Genomic DNA, 16,671 nt, shown 5'->3' on the forward strand with positions numbered 1-16,671 from the left:
GCCTGTTAGCGCCCTGCAATCGCCTCCCGTCCCAGCACGCCGGCGCTGGCCAGCAGCCGCAGCCGGGCCGAACGCCATTCCGCCTGGCAACGGATGCGCTCCTGCTGCGCCTCGAGCAGCGCCGACTGCGTGTTCAGCATTTCCAGGATGTCGGCCGCGCCCAGGCCGAACTTGCGTTGCACGCTGGCCTGGGCATCGCGCGCCGCGTCCAGCCATGCTTGCGACGCGGCCAGGTTGGCCAGCGCCGTGCTTGCTTCCGCATGCGTTTTCACCAGCTCCATCAGGGTCTGCTGCTGCACCTCTTGCGCCTCGGCTTCCCTTTGCCCGGCTTGCGCCAGCGCGCCGCGCACCTTGTAGTGGCGCGCAAAACCGTCGAACAGGGGAATGTTCAATGCGATGCCCACCAGGGTTTCGCGCGTGGACGCGGCGGACAAGCCCTGGTTGGGGCGGCCGTTCTGGTAGATATTCGCCGTCAGGTCGATGCTGGGGCGGCCTTCCGACTCGGTCACTGCCACCCGTTCGCGCGCCGCCGCCAGCTGCGCCTGCGCGGCCACAATGGCCGGGTGCCGCGCCTGGGCCAGCGCCAGCCAGGTGTGCAACTCATCTTGCAAACCATCACGCAGGCCCGCCGCCGATTCGGCCGCATCGTCGTCCAGCACCACGCCCGCCTCTGCCGGCAAGCCCAGGGTATACACGAGCACGGCGCGCGCCTTCCGGAATTCGCCATCGGCGCGGCTGGCGCCCAGGGCCGCCTTGGCCAGCGCGCTCGTCGCCTGCAGCGTGTCGCTGTGCGAGCCCAGTCCCCGCTGGGCGCGGCGCTGCGTGGCCAGCACCGTTTCATTGGCCAGCGCCCGGTATTCCTCGCGCATCCGCACGTTGGCCCGCGCCGTCTGCGCGTCGAAATACGCGCTGACGGTGGCCGCCAGGGTCTTTTGCAGCACGGCGTCGCGGTTGGCCAGGGCCGCGTCCAGCATGGCTTGCGCCGAACGCTGGCCCGCCGCGCGCCCGCCGAAGTCGAACAAACGCCAGGACAGATTGAGCGAACCTGTATTGCTGTTCAAGCTGCCGGACCGCGTGCTGGCGCCCGGATAAGTCGTGCGGTCGTGCACCCGGCTCAGGCCCGCATTCAGGGTCGGCAGAAAGGCGGCCCTGGCCTCGCCCACCCCGGCCGCCTGCAGCCGGATGCCGGCCCAGGCGCCGTGCACCTGCGCGTTGCGGCACAGGGCCAGGTCGACGGCCGCCGGCAGGGTCAATGGCACGCTCGCCTCGTACGCGGACGGGCATGGCGCGCCCTCGAGCTCGCCCGCCTGCGCTGCGGCACTGGCCAGCAGCAAGCTGGCGGCGATGGCGATGGCCATGGCGCGGCGTCTAGCGTTCATGCAGCGCCTCCTTCTGGTGCTGCACCAGCGGCGAGAGCACGTATTCGATCACCCGCCTCGTCCCCGTGCGGATTTCCGCGCGCACGGCCAAGCCGGCCGTCAAGGGCACCGTCTTGCCATCGATGATGATGGACGGCTGCCGCAGCGTGATTTTCACGGCGTACACAAGGCCCTTCTTTTCATCCTCGACGGCGTCGCGCGAGACGCTGCTGACGACGGCGGGCACGGTGCCATACTTGGTGTAATCGAAGGCATCAACCTTGATGGCCACCGCCTGCCCGACCTGCACGAAGCCGACGTCGCGGTTTTCCAGCACGGCGTCGATTTCCAGCCTGCCCTGGCGCGGCACGATCTGCATCAGCGCCTGCGCGGCCGGCACGACGCCGCCCACCGTGTGCAGCTTGAGTTGCTGCACCGTGCCGTCGACGGGCGCCGTCAGGCGCAGCAGGCTGCCACGGGCGCCCGCGCGGCGCGCATCCTGGCCGCTGGCCGCCGCCACCCTCGCCCCTTCCGTCAGCGCGTCGTAGGCGTCCTTGCGCGTCTGCGCCACCAGGGCCGCCCGCTCGCTGCGGGCCGACGCCAGCTGGCCGGCCACGTCGATGCGCGCCTGTTCCTTTTCCAGCCACGCGTGTTCGGCCACGTCGCGCGTGGCCAGCAGCGCCCGGTAATCGCCGGCGCGCCGCGTGGCCAGCGGCAGCGCCTGGGCGTAGCGGGCGATTTCTCCATCGAGATGCGCGAGCCTGGCGCGGAAATTCGCGTACTGGCCATCGAGGTGGCCCTGCGCTTCCTCGCGCTGGGCGGAGGAGGCGCCATCGGGCGCAACCAGCTTGGGCAGCGTCAAGCTGTCGATGGCGGCGATCAGCGCGCGCGAGCGGGCCATTTGCAGCGCGGCCGCCACGGCGTCGCCGGCCGCCTTGTCGCGCTCGGCGTCCGGGCCGCGGCTGTCGAGTTCCACGAGCAGCTGGCCCGCCTTGACGGCTTGCCCTTCCTTTACATGCAGGGCGCTGACGGCCGCCACGTCGACGGAGGCGATGGTCTTGGTGTTACCGGACGGAATGATCTTGCCAGCCGCATTGACGATGATGTCGACCTGGCCGAAGACCGCCCACAGCACGACGCAGCCGACCAGCAGCATCAGCACCCGGGCCGTCAGGCGCAGCGAGGGCGACACGGGCCGCTCCTGCAGCGCCAGCGCGGCTGGCAGGAAAGCCGCCTCGTCTTCGCTGAGCACGGGGCCGCTCAAGGCGGAACGCTGGCGCCAGCTGTGCCGCAGCACCTGGCCGTAGCGTTGCAACAGCTCGCCGTACGCGGCCAGGCGGTGGCCGGCGCTCATGTTGCGTCCCCTGTTGCGCTCCCGTGCGTGCCTTGCTGCAAGCTGTACAGGTGGGCGTAGATGCCGCCCGGCTGCGCCAGCAGCGCGTCGTGCGTGCCCAGTTCGGCCACCTGCCCCCGTTCCATGACAACGATACGGTGCGCTTCACGCACGGCCGACAGGCGGTGGGCGATGATCAGCACGGTGCGCCCCGCGCAAATGCCGCGCATATTATCCTGGATGATTTTTTCCGACTCGTAGTCGAGCGCGCTCGTGGCCTCGTCGAAAATCAGGATGCGCGGATTGCCGATCAGGGCGCGGGCGATGGCGATGCGCTGGCGCTGGCCGCCGGACAAGCCCGTGCCGTGCTCGCCCACCATGGTGTCGTAGCCTTCGGGCAGTTCGCAAATGAAATCGTGGGCGCCCGCCAGTTTCGCCACGGCGATGACGGCGTCAATGGGCAGCGCCGGGTCGCTCAGCGCGATGTTGTCGCGCACGGAGCGGTTGAACAGGATGTTTTCCTGCAGCACCACGCCGATCTGGCGCCGCAGCGAAGCCGTGTCGATGACGGCGATATCCTGCCCATCGATCAGCACCTTGCCCCGTTCGGGAATGTACAGGCGCTGCGCCAGCCGCGTCAGGGTGCTCTTGCCCGAACCGGAACGCCCGACGATGCCGATCACTTCGCCGGGCGCGATGCTGATCGACACATTGCGCAGCACCTCGGCCGCATCGGGCCGGTAGCGGAAACCCACCTGCTGGAAGTCGATGGCGCCCGCGATGCGCGGCAGGCGCGCCTTCTGGCTGCCCGCTTCCACGCGCGCGTTGAGGATGTCGCCCAGCCGGCTCATGGAGATGCCCACCTGCTGGAAATCGTTCCACAGCTGCGCCAGGCGCAGGATGGGCGAGGCCACCTGCCCGGCCAGCATGTTGAAGGCGACCAGTTCGCCCACCGTCATCTTGCCGTCGATGACGAGCGTGGCGCCCCACCACATGATGGCCGCCGTCACCAGCTTGCTGACCAGGGTGACGCCGCCGCTGGCCAGCATGCCGATATTGTTTGCCGACAAGCCCGCCGACACATAGCCGGCCAGCTGCTTTTCCCACTGCTGCTGCCAGCGCGGCTCGACGGCCATGGCCTTGAGCGTATCGACGCCGCTGATGGTTTCAACGAGAAAAGACTGGTTTTCCGCGCTGCGGTTGAATTTCTCGTTCAAACGCCCCCGCAGCACGGGCGTGAGCAGCATCGACAGGGCCGCGTAGACGGGAATCGAGGCCAGCACGACGACGCTGAGCGCCGCGCTGTACCACAGCATGGCGGCAATGAAGATGAAGGAAAACAGCAAGTCCAGCACCAGGGTCATGGCGTTGCCGGTGAGGAAAGAGCGGATGTTTTCCAGTTCATGGATGCGCGCCACGGAATCGCCCACGCGGCGCGCCTGGAAATACGCGATCGGCAAGGCCAGCAAGTGGCGGAACAGCCGCGCGCCCAGTTCCACGTCGATCTTGCTGCTGGTGCGCGCAAAAACATAGCTGCGGATGAGGCCAAGCACGGCCTCGAAGACGATGGCGCACACCAGGCCGATGGCCACCACGTGCAGGGTTTTCATGGCGTGGTTGACCAGCACCTTGTCCATCACCACCTGGAAAAACAGGGGCGTGGCCAGGCCGATCAGTTGCAGCACGAAGGAAATGAGCAATACTTCGCCCAGCAGCCTGCGGTATTTGACGATGGCGGGGATGAACCAGCTGAAGTCGAAACGGGCCGTCTCGCCCGCATAGCTGGCCTTGCTCGTGAAAAAAATCAGCTCGCCCGTCCAGGCGGCAAGGAACGCTGCCCGGCCGAGGATTTGCGGCGGCTGGCCCGGATGCTGGACCAGCACCTTGCTCACGCCGTCAGCGTCCGTCTCGACCTTGCCGAGGATAAAAAATCGGCCATCCGTATCGATGGCGATGGCGGGCAGCGGCGCTTGCGCCAGCCGTTCGGGCGCCTGGCGCACCAGCTTGGCCGTCAAGCCAAGTTGCCGGGCGGCCAGCAGCACGGTTTGCCGCGTGAACACGGCCTGGCCGAAAGCATGCTTGAGCTGGATGCCGTCCGCGGCGATGCCGTGCAGGCTGGCGATCAGCAGCAGCGACAGCAAGCCCGTGTCGGGCACAGTTTTTTCCAAGGACGGCGGATCGTTGCGGTGGGAGAGGACTGTCATCGGGCAATATCAGAGATTCAATGGCGCAGCCAGGCCGGCGCTGGTCGCCCCGGCCCGGCTGCGTGAGGGTGGATCTGGCTACGTCAACTGATTAATGGACTGCCGCCAGCTGGAGTTGCGTCGACGGATTGCCTTGGCCTGACCATGGCGCCGATGCGGCCGCCGGCACGGCAAAGCCGGCCATCGCTTGCACCAGCTGCGCGGAATCCGCCTGCCAGCCGCCGAGTCCGTCCTGGCTGACGGCACTGAATTGCTGGACGGAGCGCCAGTTTTGCGCCAGCACCGGCGCCAGGATGGCGGCCGTGCCTGCAGGCAAGGTCAGCTGGCCAGCCGCAGGCGGCGTCAGGCCCGCCATGGCCTGCACGAGGTTTTGCACCTGACTGCCCAGCAAGACCCGGCCATCGGCCATGCGGAATTCCTCGATGCTCGCCCCCGCTGCCGCATACCAGCCATTGACGGTGATCTTGTCGGTGGTGCCGATGGTGCTCACTTCGAGGTTGGTTCCCACCTGGCGGAACCACAGCTGCTCGGCGCTGACGCCGGCCAGGAAGGACACCACGTCGCGGCTGCCCGCCTCGTTCGCCTCGTTGATCAAGTCGGCACCGTCGCCGCGGGCGAAGATATAGGTGTCGTTGCCCAGCACACCGGCCAGGATGTCGTCGCCCTTGCCGCCTTGCAAGATATCGTTGCCCAGGACGCCCAGCAGGGTGTTCTTCAGTTCATTGCCGATCAGCACGTCATCGAATTTGCTGCCGACAACCGCGTTGAAATTGGCCACCACATCCACGCCAGGACGCGCCGCCAGGGCCGTGCCGGCTGGCGCGAAGGCAACTGTCGCGCCAGCGCTTGCATTGACGTAATTAAGGGTGTTGCCAGCACCGCCACCGTCGAGCACGTTGCCCCCGGGCGTATTGACGAAAAAGATGTTGTTGGTGAAGGCGCTGCCCGTCACCGTCAAGCCAGGGCCGCCGAGGCGCACATTCTCGACATTGTCGGCCACCGTGTAGTTGACCGTGGTAAACACGGTGTCGTTGCCGCCATTGCCCCGCTCGTCGATGAAGTCGCCGCTGTGGTTGACGTAATACGTGTCGTCGCCACCGAGGCCTTGCAGCAGGTCGGCGCCGGCTGTGCCCTTGATGACATCGGCGCCCGCCGTGCCGACGAAGGTCAGACCCGTCGGCTGCGTGGGGCCGTTGAAGTGCCAGGCCTGGGCCAGCGCGGGCGCCAGGGCGGCGGCCGTGCCTGCCGACAGGGTCAGCTGGCCCAGCGGCGGCGGCGTCAGGTTCGCCATCGCCTGCACCAGCAGCTGCACGTCGGCGCCGCGCATGACGTGGCCGGCGGCCGTGCGGAATTCCTCGATGTTCGGCACGGCCGCGTTCCAGGCGCGGATGGTGATCTTGTCCGTGGTGCCGATGGTGCTCACCTCCAGGTCGGCACCCACCTTGCGGAACCACAGCTGGTCGATGTTGACGCCGGCCAGGAAGGCGATGGTGTCGTAATTGGCATCGGCAGACGATTCGGCGATGACGTCGGCGCCGTCGCCACGGGCAAAAACATAGGTATCGTCGCCCAGGCCGCCCGTCAGCACGTCGTCGCCCTTGCCGCCTTGCAAGGTGTCGTTGCCGAGGCCACCAGCCAGGGTATTGGCCAGCTCGTTGCCGGACAGTACGTCGTCGTAGCCGCTGCCCGTGACGCTGGAAATATTCACCAGCACATCGCCGCCCGGGCGGGCCGCGTGGGATTCGTTGATGGAAACGATGCTGGCCGTCGCGCCTGCCTTGGAACCCGCATAGGTGGCCGTGCTGTTCGTGCCGGTGCCGCGCAGCACGTTGCCGCCGGCGACATCGACGTGGAACACGTTATCATTGCCGTTGCCTGTCACCGTCAGGCCGGCAGCGCTCACATGCACCTCTTCGACGTTGGCGGCCAAGGTGTAATCGACCGTGGCATAGACGGTATCGCGTCCGCCGCCTGCCTGTTCCACCACCACGTCGCCGCCGTGGTTGACGTAATACGTGTCGTCGCCAGCCAGGCCCGCCATCACGTCTGCGCCCGCCGTGCCCTGGATGATGTCCGGATTCGCCGTGCCGGTGAAGACGCCGTTGCCGGGCTGGGACGGCCCTTCCGTGCGCCAGTTCTGCGCCAGCGCCGGCGCCAGGGCGGCGGCCGTCGCCGCTGGCAGGGTCAGCTGGCCGGCCGGCGGCAGCGCCAGGCCCGCCATTGCCTGTACGAGGTTTTGCACGTCGCTGCCCAGCAACACGCGGCCATCGGCCGTGCGGAACTCCTGGATGCGCGGCGCCGTGCCGGAATACCAGACGTTGATGGTGATCTTGTCGCCGGTGCCGATGGTGCTCACTTCCAGCGCCGTGCCCACCTGGCGGAACCACAGCTGGTCGGCGCTGACGCCGGCCAGGAAGGAGACGACGTTATGGCTGGCCGCCTCTTCCCCGTCAACGATGATGTCGGCGCCGTCGCCACGGGCAAACATATAGGTGTCGTCGCCCTGCATGCCGGCCAGGGTATCGTCGCCCTTGCCGCCGCGCAGGATATCGTTGCCAAAACCGCCCACGAGCGCGTTTTTGAGCTCGTTACCGGTCAGGACATCATCGAACTTGCTGCCGGCGATGTTGGCGATATTGAGCAGCACGTCGCTGCCGGGCGGCGCCGTCGCCGGGCCATTCGCGCCGGACAAGGTCGCCGTCACACCCGTGCTGGACGCAATATAGTTGACCGTGTTGCCCGTGCCGCCGCCATCGATCCTGTTGCCACCGGCCGCATCAACGAAAAAGACGTTATTGGTATTGGCGCTGCCCGTTACCGTCAGGCCGCCTGCGGTCAGGCGCACGTTCTCGACGTTGTCGGCCACCGTGTAATTGACGCTGGTGTAGACGGTATCGGTGCCGCCGTTGGCCAGCTCGACGATCACGTCGCCGCTGTGGTTGACGTAATACGTGTCGTCGCCGGCCAGGCCTTCGAGCACGTCGGCGCCCGTGGTGCCGCTGAGCACATCGGCGTTCGGCGTGCCCGTGAAACGCTGGGCGGCGGCTGCGGAACTGTTCAGGTAAGCGTCGATGGCGGAGACGCTGGAGCCAGATGCATTGTTTTCAGTCATGTTGCAGTTTCCTGTCCTTAAACTTAAAACCAAGATCGAATATGCCGGCGCAAGCCGGCATGCAAGGCAAAAGTTCCGGCCGCCTCCGCCTGCAGTCCAAGGTGCACCTTCAACGGTCCGGCACTTTTGGCGCATGGACGGCGCGCGCTTGAGCGTCGCCTCGCATGCACGCCTTAATGACGCGCAATCAGGACAGGCACTGTTATTTGTCATGCAAATGTCACACTACATGGAAGAAAGAAGAGGAGCTTTGCCAAGTTTTTTCTGTCACCATTGAACCATTGTGCGAGAATGCCCCTCCCTCCTGGATGGTGCGCATGATGACCAAACTCGCCGCAAGCATCACTGTCATGACACTGCTGCTGGCAGCTTGCAAGCCCGCAGCCACGGCACCTGCGCATGACATTCCTGCAGCCATGCGCCAGACCGCGACCACGCTGCTGCAGTCGACATTGCTGCACGCGACCTCGATTGCCGTCGTTTATCGCGGCAAGGAATTCATTCTGCATCAGGGCGAGCTGGAGACCGGCAAAAGCAATCCGCCGAACGATGCAACGCTGTATGAAATCGGCTCAGTCAGCAAGACTTTTGCCGGCCTGCTACTGGCGAACGCTGTGCTGGACGGGAAGGCGGCGCTCGACGATCCCATACAAACCTACCTGGCGGACGCCTACCCGAACCTGCAGTCGCAGGGGCAGCCAGTGCGCTTGCGCCATCTGATCACGCACACCAGCACCATGCCGGGCATGCTGCCGTTGCAGGTGAACACCATATTGCAGGATTTCACGGCACACGCCACGCCGGCAAAGCTCAATACGGCCTACGCCAACTACGGACAACAGCAATTCTGGCGGGACTTGCACACAGTCAGCATCAAAGGGCCACTAGGCAAGGACTACGCCTATTCCAGCGCCGGTACCGAACTCATTGCGCACACACTCGAAACAATCTACGCCATGCCGTATGAAGTCCTGCTCACGCAATTCCTCGCGCGCGAAGCCGGCATGCACGATACCCGGCTGAGAATCGCAGCCGGGGATACCAGCCGGCTGGCGCCCGGCTACCACAGCGACAATCCCGTCGTGACAACACCGATGCCGCAACTGCCCTGGGGGGCAGCCGGCAACCTGAAGTCGACCATGCCGGATATGGCGAAGTACCTGCGCCTGCAATTGAGCGCCCATCCCGCGGTTGTCGAATCGCACAAGCCGCTGGTGCGCTTTCAGGACGACTTCAGCATTGCCTACTTCTGGAACATCGGCAGCAATCGCCAGTTGGGCACACATTATGTACACCATGGCGGCGTGCCGCGTGCGCAAAGCTACGCCTGGATCGTTCCCAAATATCAGCTGGGGGTCTTCATCATCACCAACCAGAGCGGCAACGCGACCGCCGGCGCCATGGAAAGCGCGCTGGCGCATATTTTCGACACAGTGGAATCGATGGAAAGCGCGAAATAGGCCGTCAACAATACAAATGGCGCCAGCGTTTGGGAGTTGGCGCTTATTTGCCGGGCGCCGCGCCCTGCAAGGCGCGCAAGGCGGCCATGCGTGAAGAAAATTGCACGAGCGCGTCGTCCAGCGCCAGGCCCGGCCGGCTGGCGGCGAAACCGGTCCAGGCTGGCCCGTGGCGCGCCGCCTCGTCCCGGCCATGCTGGCCATCGAGGTAGGCAATGGCCGCCATCGCTTGCTCCTGATCAAAGTGCAGCTGCGGCTGGCGAAGGTAATGTGCAAGATAGCGGTGCAGGAAATCGCGGCTGGCTGGCGTGTCGAAAGCGGCCAGCGCCAGACAATACGCGCTGCCCGCGTAGCAGACCTCGCTGGCCAGCAGCAGGCCGCCCAGCTGGTCCGTGAAAGCGGACTGCCCGGTCAATGCGGCCAGGTAGGCGCCCGCCGTGCGGCTGCGCCAGTCGAATTGCCCCAGCAGGCGGGCGATGACGGTGGCGTCGGCCAGCACCAGCCGGGCCACGCACGCCTGCGCCTGGGGCTGGTGCAAGCCCATGTACAGGGGACGCACCCAGTCATCGCGCAAGGCCGCCGTCAGCGGTTCCTGCGGCGGCAGCGCCGGCACGGCAAACGGGTGGTCGTGGCGCACGGTGGCGCCAGCCACATGCAACTGCAAGGGCGTCAGGGAAGCGTCCTGCGTCATGGCAAAGCTCCAAAAGTTTGATCCTGCAACTGCTGCACGAGGAAATCGATGAATACGCGCAGGCGCGGCGGCAGGTGGCGGCTGGCTGGCCACAGCAGCCAGAATGCCGTGCGCGCCTGCGTATGCTCGTCCAGCAGCGAGACCAGTTGCCCAGCCGCCAGCTCGCGCTGCACGGCAAATGCGGGCAGGTAGGCGATGCCCTGCCCCTGCACGGCCAGGTAGATGCGCATTTCCACGCTGTTGCACACCATGCCGGGCGTCGGCTGGGCAGCCTCGTCCATCAGCGGCCACTGTTCCAAACGGCCCGTGGCGGGAAAACGGTAATCGAGGCGCGCGTGCCGCATCAGTTCGGCGCCATCGGCGGGCCGGCCATGGCGCGCCAGGTAGGCGGGCGACGCCACCAGCAGGCGGCGAAATGTGCACAGTTTGCGCCGCATCAGGCTTGAGTCGGCCAGCTCGCCCGTGCGTACGGCCGCGTCAAAGCCGTCGCTGACGATATTGACCATGGCGTCGGAGAAATCGAGGTCGAGTTCGATGGCGGGATAGGTTTGCATGAACGCGCCGATGGCCGCTTCGAACAGGCCGCTGTAACGTGGCAGGCTGATGCGCAGGCGGCCGCTGGGCGCGCCACCCGATTCACCGAGTTCGCGCTCGGCCGCTTCCACTTCCGCCAGGATGCGCTTGCAGCGCTGCAGGAATTTTTCCCCTTCCGCCGTCAAGGCCAGATGCCGCGTGCTGCGCTGGAACAGGCGCGCGCCGAGCCGCGCCTCCATGCGCGCCACGCTTTTCCCGACGGCCGACGACGACAGGCCCAGCAACCGGCCCGTGGCCGAAAAACTGCCGCTGTCGGCCACCTGCACGAACATGGCGATGCCACCCAAGCTATCCATGCGCACTCCATTAAAGACATTCTTGTCCGATATGTTGATCAGTTTAGCCCATTTTTCTTCAATGATGGGCGCGCCATACTCGCCCCTCTTTCTTTTATATCCGACACCCATGTCCACTTCCTCACGTCTTTCACTCCCGCTGCAAGTGCTGGCCGCTTGCCTGACGGGCTTGCTGATACCCCTGTGCTTCACGGGCCCGGCCGTGGCCCTGCCCGCCCTCGGCGCCGAATTGCACGGCAGCGCCGCTGCCCTGAACTGGGTCATCAATGCGTATATCCTCAGCTATGGCAGTGCCATGATGGTGGCCGGCAGCCTGACGGACGTGCTGGGACGGCGCCGCGTCTGGCTGGCGGGGCTGGCGCTGTTCTGCGTGGCGACCCTGGCCATCGCCCACGCGCCATCGGTGGCATGGATCGCCGCGCTGCGCTTCGTGCAGGGCCTGGGCGGCGCGGCCGCGTTCGCCGCCGCCATGTCCTCGCTGGCGCCATTGTTCCACGGTGCGGCGCGCAGCCGCGTGATGAGCGTGCTGGGCACGACGTTCGGCCTGGGTTTGGCCTTCGGTCCGCTGGCGGCCGGCGCCATGCTGGCGCTGGCCCGCTGGCCCGCCATCTTTTATGCCACGGCCGTGCTGGGCGCCATTGGCATGCTGCTGGTATGGGCCAGCGTGCCGGCCGATCCGGCGCGCGGCCAGGGCCGGCTGGACTGGCCTGGCGCCATCAGCTTCAGCGCCGCGCTGGGCCTGCTGACCCTGGGCATGCTGCTGGCGCCCGAACACGGCTGGCGCAACGGCGCCGTGCTGCTGTCCATCGCCGCATCCGTGCTGCTGTTCCTCGCCTTTGTCGCGATCGAGCGCCGGACGGCGCGGCCCATGTTGGATTTGTCGCTGTTCCGCCAGCGCCGCTTTGTCGCCGTGCAGGTGCTGGCCGCCTCGCCCGCCTTCCTGTTCATCGTGCTGATCGTGATGCTGCCGGGGCGCTTCATCGGCATCGACAACATGTCCGCGCTGGCGGCGGGCCGTTTGATGATCGCTCTGGCAGCGCCGTTGCTGCTCGTGCCCATGCTGGCGGCGCTGCTGTCGCGTTGGGTCAAGACGGGCGCCCTGTGTGCGGCGGGGCTGCTGCTGGCCGCGGCAGGCCTGGCCTGGCTGGCGCAAGTGCTGGGCCATGGCGGCACCGCGGCGCTGGCCGGCCCCCTGCTGCTGATCGGCGTGGGCATCGGCTTGCCGTGGGGCTTGATGGATGGCATGGCCCTGAGCGTGGTGGAAACGGAGCGGGCCGGCATGGCGACGGGCATCTTCAATACCGTGCGCGTCAGCGCCGACGGGGTGGCGCTGGCCCTGGCGGGCTCCTTGTTGGCCGGCCTGATCGGTGCGGGCCTGGCGCGGCAACTGCCGGCCGATTTACCGGTGCTGGCCGCCGCCAGCCGCGCCGCGCTCGGCGATATCCAACAAGCAACACAGCTGCTGGGCGGCCAGGAAGCGCTGCTGCGCGCCAGCTATGACGCCGCCTTCCGCCAGTTGCTGGTCGGCTTGGCGCTGCTGGCCGTGGCGCTGGCGGCGCTGGTGCAGTACTTGCTTCGGATTGGTGCGACTCAGGCGTCGAGGCCGTAGAACACGGCGATAAGGATGGCGATATTGTTGCAGGCGCGCGCAAATGCCGTTGTCGCATAGGCAACGGCCACGCTGGGGCCGCGGTAGCGCAGGTAGACAAAGCTGAACATGGCGCCCGACCCCAGCGCGACGATGGCGTGCAGCAAGCCGCCACTGATGAAATGCACGATGGCCCACAGGATGGCGCCGATAAAAACGCTGAGCTGCCGGCTGGCGCCCAGGCGACGGAGGATTTCCAGCGGCAGCAGCTGGCCGAGGAAGGTTTCCAGGATGGGGGAATAGATGACGACCCAGAACACCAGCAGGGGCAGCGACATTTCACGCTTGAACTTGGACAGGCCCGTGTGCGCCCCCCAGTATTCGGGCGGCAGCAGCCATTTCGTCACGAACAGAATGGCAAAGCACAGCATGCAGGTGAGCAAGCCCCAGCCGAGACCGGCAAGGGCCAGCTGCAGCACGGGCGGCGCCGGTTTGTCGTCGTCCGGGCTGGATAGATCATGGCTGCTGCGCACTTGCATGAGTCGTCCTGGCGGTGATCCAGCGCTCATTGTAGCGCGGAATATGCCGGTTGGCGCGCGCCGCGCCAAAGCACCGTCGGCCTCAGGCCGCCAGGCGCAGCGGGCCGTTGGCCGGCGGGGCCAGCTTGAAGATGCCCACTTCCTGTTCCAGCTGCGCGGCCTGCTGCTGCAATTCGTGCGCGGCGGCGGCCGCCTGCTCGACCAGGGCCGCGTTTTGCTGGGTCACCCGGTCCATGTCGACGATGGCGCGGTTGACTTGTTCGATGCCGGCGCCCTGCTCCTGCGTGGCGTGGCTGATCTCGGCCATGATCCCCGTCACCCTGCCGATGCCGGCCACCACGTCATGCATGGTGGCGCCCGCCTGCTCGACGAGCACCGTGCCCGTGCCCACCTTGCTGACGGAATCGTCGATCAGGGCCTTGATTTCGCGCGCGGCGGCGCTGGATCGCTGCGCCAGGCTGCGCACCTCGGTGGCGACGACGGCGAAACCGCGCCCCTGTTCGCCGGCCCGCGCCGCTTCCACGGCCGCGTTCAAGGCGAGGATATTCGTCTGGAAGGCGATGCTGTCGATCACGCCGATGATGTCGACGATCTTGTTCGACGAGGCGTTGATCAGGCCCATGGTGTGCACCACTTCGGCCACCGCCTTGCCGCCCTGCTCCGACACCTGCGACGCTTCGCGCGCCAGGCGGTTCGCCTGCTGGGCGTTGTCCGCATTCTGGCGCACGGTGGAAATCAGTTCTTCCATCGATGACGCCACTTCTTCCAGCGAGCCGGCCTGCTGCTCCGTGCGCTGCGACAGGTCGCGGTTGCCCGTGGCGATCTCGGTCGACGCCGTGGCGATGCTTTCCGTTCCGTGGCGAACCTTGCCGACGATGGCGGCCAGGTTGTCGCGCATGGTCTTGATCGCAAACAGCAGGCTGCCGTCGTCGCCGTGGCGCGTGTGCACGTCGATGGCCAGCTCCCCCAGCGCGATGCGCCCGGCAATCGCGGCCGCATACGCCGGTTCGCCGCCCAACTGGCGCAGCAGGCCGCGCGTGATGACAGTGGCGACCGCAATGCAAATAAGCACGCTGAGCGCTGCCAGCACGCCGATCCAGCGCAAGGACTGGCCGTAGATGGCGCGCGCGGCCACGCTGGCCTGCTCCGATTCGCGCTGCACGCTTTTCAGCACGGTATCGATGTCGGCGACGATCTGGCGCCGCAGGGGGCTGCATTCCTCGACGAGAAAGGTGCCGTACTGTTCCATCTGCCCCGCAGCGCGGAACTGGCGCGGACGTTGCAATTCCTGCGCCATGGCTTTCAAGCCCGTGCTGACTTTCTCGAATTGCGCATCGCCGGCGAACTGCGGCGCCAGGCGGGCCAGCGCGTCCAGGTACAGCGCCTTCTGGCTGTCGAGGATGGCCAGCTCTTTCTCGGCGGCGGCCTGGTCATGGAAGATATAGGCGTTGCGGGCGGCCAGGCCCGTCTGGTCGAGCGCTTCGCGCGCCACGTACAGCGGCTCGAGTTTTTCCAGCTGGACTTTGTCTTGCGCGTCCATGGCGCCGGAGATGGCGCCGATGCGCAGCAGCGCGAAGGCGGCCAGCACCAGCATGAGTAGCACCAGCAGCCCGAAGCCTGCGCTCAGGCGCGCGCCTATCGTCAAACGATTGAATGACATCATTGTTGTTATTGCCCTGTATAAAGTTGATTGTTGCTGGTTCCGCTAGAACCAGCGATCTGCTCGCCGTCGTGGTGCCTTTCCCGCATGGCGCGGGATGGGTCTTTAACTGGCGTTTTTTGGGCAGTCAGCTTCTAATTTCGGGCAATGCAGGCGCGCGGGACTTTCCTCTACGCCATACAACAGCACACTGAATTATAAGCGAACAGCGTTTTTTATGATTTCACGCGCTCGCTTTTGATGCCTTGATGCAAGTCAAGCGGGGATGTATCAGCCCGCGCCCGGCGCATCGATGACGGCCATGGTGATACGCGAGATGCAGCACAGTTTGCCGTCGTCGTCCGTGATGCGGATTTCCCAGACCTGGCTGGTACGGCCCCGGTGGATCGGCGTGGCCCGCCCCGTCACGTGGCCGCCGCGCACGCCGCGCAGGTGGTTGGCGTTGATTTCCTGCCCCACGCTCACGTAGCGGCGCGAATCGAGACAGGCATTCGCGGCCATGCTGCCCAGGGTTTCGGCCAGCAGGACCGAGGCGCCGCCATGCAGCAGCTTGAATGGCTGCATGGTGCGGTGGTCGACGGGCATGGTCGCCTCGATCCAGTCGGGGCCGAAGGCCGTGAATTCGATGCCCAGGTGGCGCATGGCCGTGCCCTCGCTGGCGGCGTTGAGGATGGCCAGGTCGAGCGGTGCGTGCCAAATTTCCATTGTTACCTCGGAGAAGTGTGTAGAAAAGGCCATTGTAGGGCAGTTCGCCCATGTGCGCCGCTTCATCTTTCCTTCACCGTGGCACGGGGTGGCGATGGCATTAACTGGTTATAATTGCCCCATTCTTAAAAAACGAGGTTGTGTATGAAGTGGGCCTTGCTGGGCATTTTTGTGTTTTCTGTTTTACATATTCATTTTCGGGGCAAGGTGCGCCTGCCGTTCCGCCGCCAGATTTTCGATCACTCCTCGTTCATGGCGCCGCTGAACCTGTTCATGCACACCTTTTCCAAGGTGCCGGCCACGCCTTATCTTTCCGTCGAGCAGTTTCCGGAATTGGCGCCGCTGCAGCAGAACTGGCAAATCATCCGCGATGAAGCGCTGCGCATGCAGGAAATGAAAAAGATCAAGGCCGCTGAAAAGAACAATGACGTGGGCTTCAATTCCTTCTTCAAGTATGGCTGGAAGCGTTTCTACCTGAAATGGTATGACGCGAACCACCCGTCGGCGCAGCAGATGTGCCCGCAAACCTATGCGCTGCTGCAATCGATTCCGTCGATCAAGGCCGCCATGTTCGCGGAACTGCCGCAGGGCGGCAAGCTCAACCCGCACCGCGACCCGTTCGCCGGTTCCCTGCGCTACCACCTGGGCTTGCAGACGCCGAACGATGACCGCTGCTTCATCGACGTCGATGGCGAGCGCCACAGCTGGCGCGACGGCCAGGCCGTGATGTTCGATGAAACGTATATCCACTGGGCCCGCAACGATGCCGACAGCGACCGCATCATCCTGTTCTGCGACATCGAGCGCCCGATGCGCTACCGCTGGGCGCAAGGCTTGAACCGCTGGCTGGGCCGCACCCTGATGACGGCCGCCGCCTCGCCCAACGAACTGGGCGACCAGGTGGGCGGCGTGAGCAAGCTGTTCCAGATTTCCTGGACCATGGGCCAGTACCGCCGCCGCTTCAAGGCGTGGAACAAGACGGCCTACCAGGTCACCCGCGTGGCGCTGGTCGTGGGCATCATCGCGCTGATCTATTTTATTTAAGCGCTGCATTACCGCACAAGAAAACCGCCTTCGGGCGGTTTTTTTTATAATGCGATAACACTAACCATGAGAATGCTGACACATGACGCA

At 65.8% G+C, this 16,671-nt stretch carries 12 protein-coding genes; 3 read left to right on the plus strand and 9 right to left on the minus strand.

Features of this window, described 5'->3' with window-relative positions:
• Window positions 1-5 precede the first annotated feature (5 nt).
• The 4 genes from ASN89_RS13050 to ASN89_RS13065 all read right to left on the minus strand — a co-directional run bounded on the left by ASN89_RS13050 (window position 6) and on the right by ASN89_RS13065 (window position 8,007).
• Window positions 6-1,379: a TolC family protein gene (locus tag ASN89_RS13050; protein WP_082654551.1), complete on the minus strand. Its 1,374-nt coding sequence runs from the start codon at window positions 1,377-1,379 to the stop codon at window positions 6-8.
• Window positions 1,369-2,712 (minus strand): HlyD family type I secretion periplasmic adaptor subunit, encoded by a 1,344-nt coding sequence (locus ASN89_RS13055; protein WP_058049550.1) that lies wholly within the window; start codon window positions 2,710-2,712, stop codon window positions 1,369-1,371. The genes ASN89_RS13050 and ASN89_RS13055 overlap by 11 nt, the downstream gene beginning before the upstream one ends.
• Window positions 2,709-4,895, minus strand: a complete 2,187-nt coding sequence (locus tag ASN89_RS13060) for a type I secretion system permease/ATPase (RefSeq protein ID WP_058049551.1) — start codon at window positions 4,893-4,895, stop codon at window positions 2,709-2,711. The genes ASN89_RS13055 and ASN89_RS13060 overlap by 4 nt, the downstream gene beginning before the upstream one ends.
• A gap of 91 nt (window positions 4,896-4,986) precedes the next feature.
• Complete coding sequence (locus ASN89_RS13065; protein WP_058049552.1) at window positions 4,987-8,007, minus strand: calcium-binding protein; 3,021 nt, start codon at window positions 8,005-8,007, stop codon at window positions 4,987-4,989.
• Between the two features lie 317 nt (window positions 8,008-8,324).
• Between ASN89_RS13065 and ASN89_RS13070 the strand changes: the two genes are divergently transcribed.
• The gene (locus ASN89_RS13070; protein ID WP_200969030.1) at window positions 8,325-9,467 is read left to right on the plus strand and encodes a serine hydrolase domain-containing protein; all 1,143 of its coding nucleotides are present in this window, start codon (window positions 8,325-8,327) and stop codon (window positions 9,465-9,467) included.
• A gap of 43 nt (window positions 9,468-9,510) precedes the next feature.
• Here ASN89_RS13070 and ASN89_RS13075 read toward each other — a convergent pair whose 3' ends face one another.
• Together ASN89_RS13075 and ASN89_RS13080 are read right to left on the minus strand one after the other, a co-directional pair.
• Entirely contained in the window at window positions 9,511-10,155 is a 645-nt protein-coding gene (locus tag ASN89_RS13075; RefSeq protein ID WP_058049553.1) for a DUF6000 family protein, read from the minus strand.
• Window positions 10,152-11,045 carry a LysR family transcriptional regulator gene (locus ASN89_RS13080; protein WP_058049560.1) on the minus strand — a complete coding sequence of 298 codons (894 nt, stop codon included), beginning with the start codon at window positions 11,043-11,045 and terminating at the stop codon, window positions 10,152-10,154. Before ASN89_RS13080 ends, ASN89_RS13075 begins: the two co-directional genes overlap by 4 nt.
• Window positions 11,046-11,154: 109 nt before the next feature.
• Here ASN89_RS13080 and ASN89_RS13085 point away from each other — a divergent pair, with 109 nt between their 5' ends.
• Entirely contained in the window at window positions 11,155-12,654 is a 1,500-nt protein-coding gene (locus tag ASN89_RS13085; protein WP_058049554.1) for an MFS transporter, read from the plus strand.
• On the opposite strand, the gene ASN89_RS13090 is transcribed toward ASN89_RS13085, so the two are convergent.
• The 3 genes from ASN89_RS13090 to ASN89_RS13100 form a co-directional block, all read right to left on the minus strand.
• Window positions 12,636-13,172, minus strand: coding sequence for a CPBP family intramembrane metalloprotease (locus ASN89_RS13090; protein WP_058049555.1), 537 nt, complete (start codon window positions 13,170-13,172; stop codon window positions 12,636-12,638). The two genes, ASN89_RS13085 and ASN89_RS13090, sit on opposite strands and share 19 nt — an antisense overlap.
• A gap of 82 nt (window positions 13,173-13,254) precedes the next feature.
• Complete coding sequence (locus ASN89_RS13095; RefSeq protein WP_058049556.1) at window positions 13,255-14,835, minus strand: methyl-accepting chemotaxis protein; 1,581 nt, start codon at window positions 14,833-14,835, stop codon at window positions 13,255-13,257.
• Window positions 14,836-15,102: 267 nt separating this feature from the next.
• Window positions 15,103-15,537 (minus strand): hotdog fold thioesterase, encoded by a 435-nt coding sequence (locus tag ASN89_RS13100; protein WP_058049557.1) that lies wholly within the window; start codon window positions 15,535-15,537, stop codon window positions 15,103-15,105.
• A gap of 144 nt (window positions 15,538-15,681) precedes the next feature.
• Here ASN89_RS13100 and lpxO point away from each other — a divergent pair, with 144 nt between their 5' ends.
• Window positions 15,682-16,581: a lipid A hydroxylase LpxO gene (lpxO, locus tag ASN89_RS13105; RefSeq protein WP_046685160.1), complete on the plus strand. Its 900-nt coding sequence runs from the start codon at window positions 15,682-15,684 to the stop codon at window positions 16,579-16,581.
• Window positions 16,582-16,671 lie beyond the last annotated feature (90 nt).

The sequence above is a fragment of the Janthinobacterium sp. Ant5-2-1 genome (assembly GCF_001445815.1).
Classification (GTDB): Bacteria; Pseudomonadota; Gammaproteobacteria; order Burkholderiales; family Burkholderiaceae_D; genus Janthinobacterium; species Janthinobacterium lividum_E.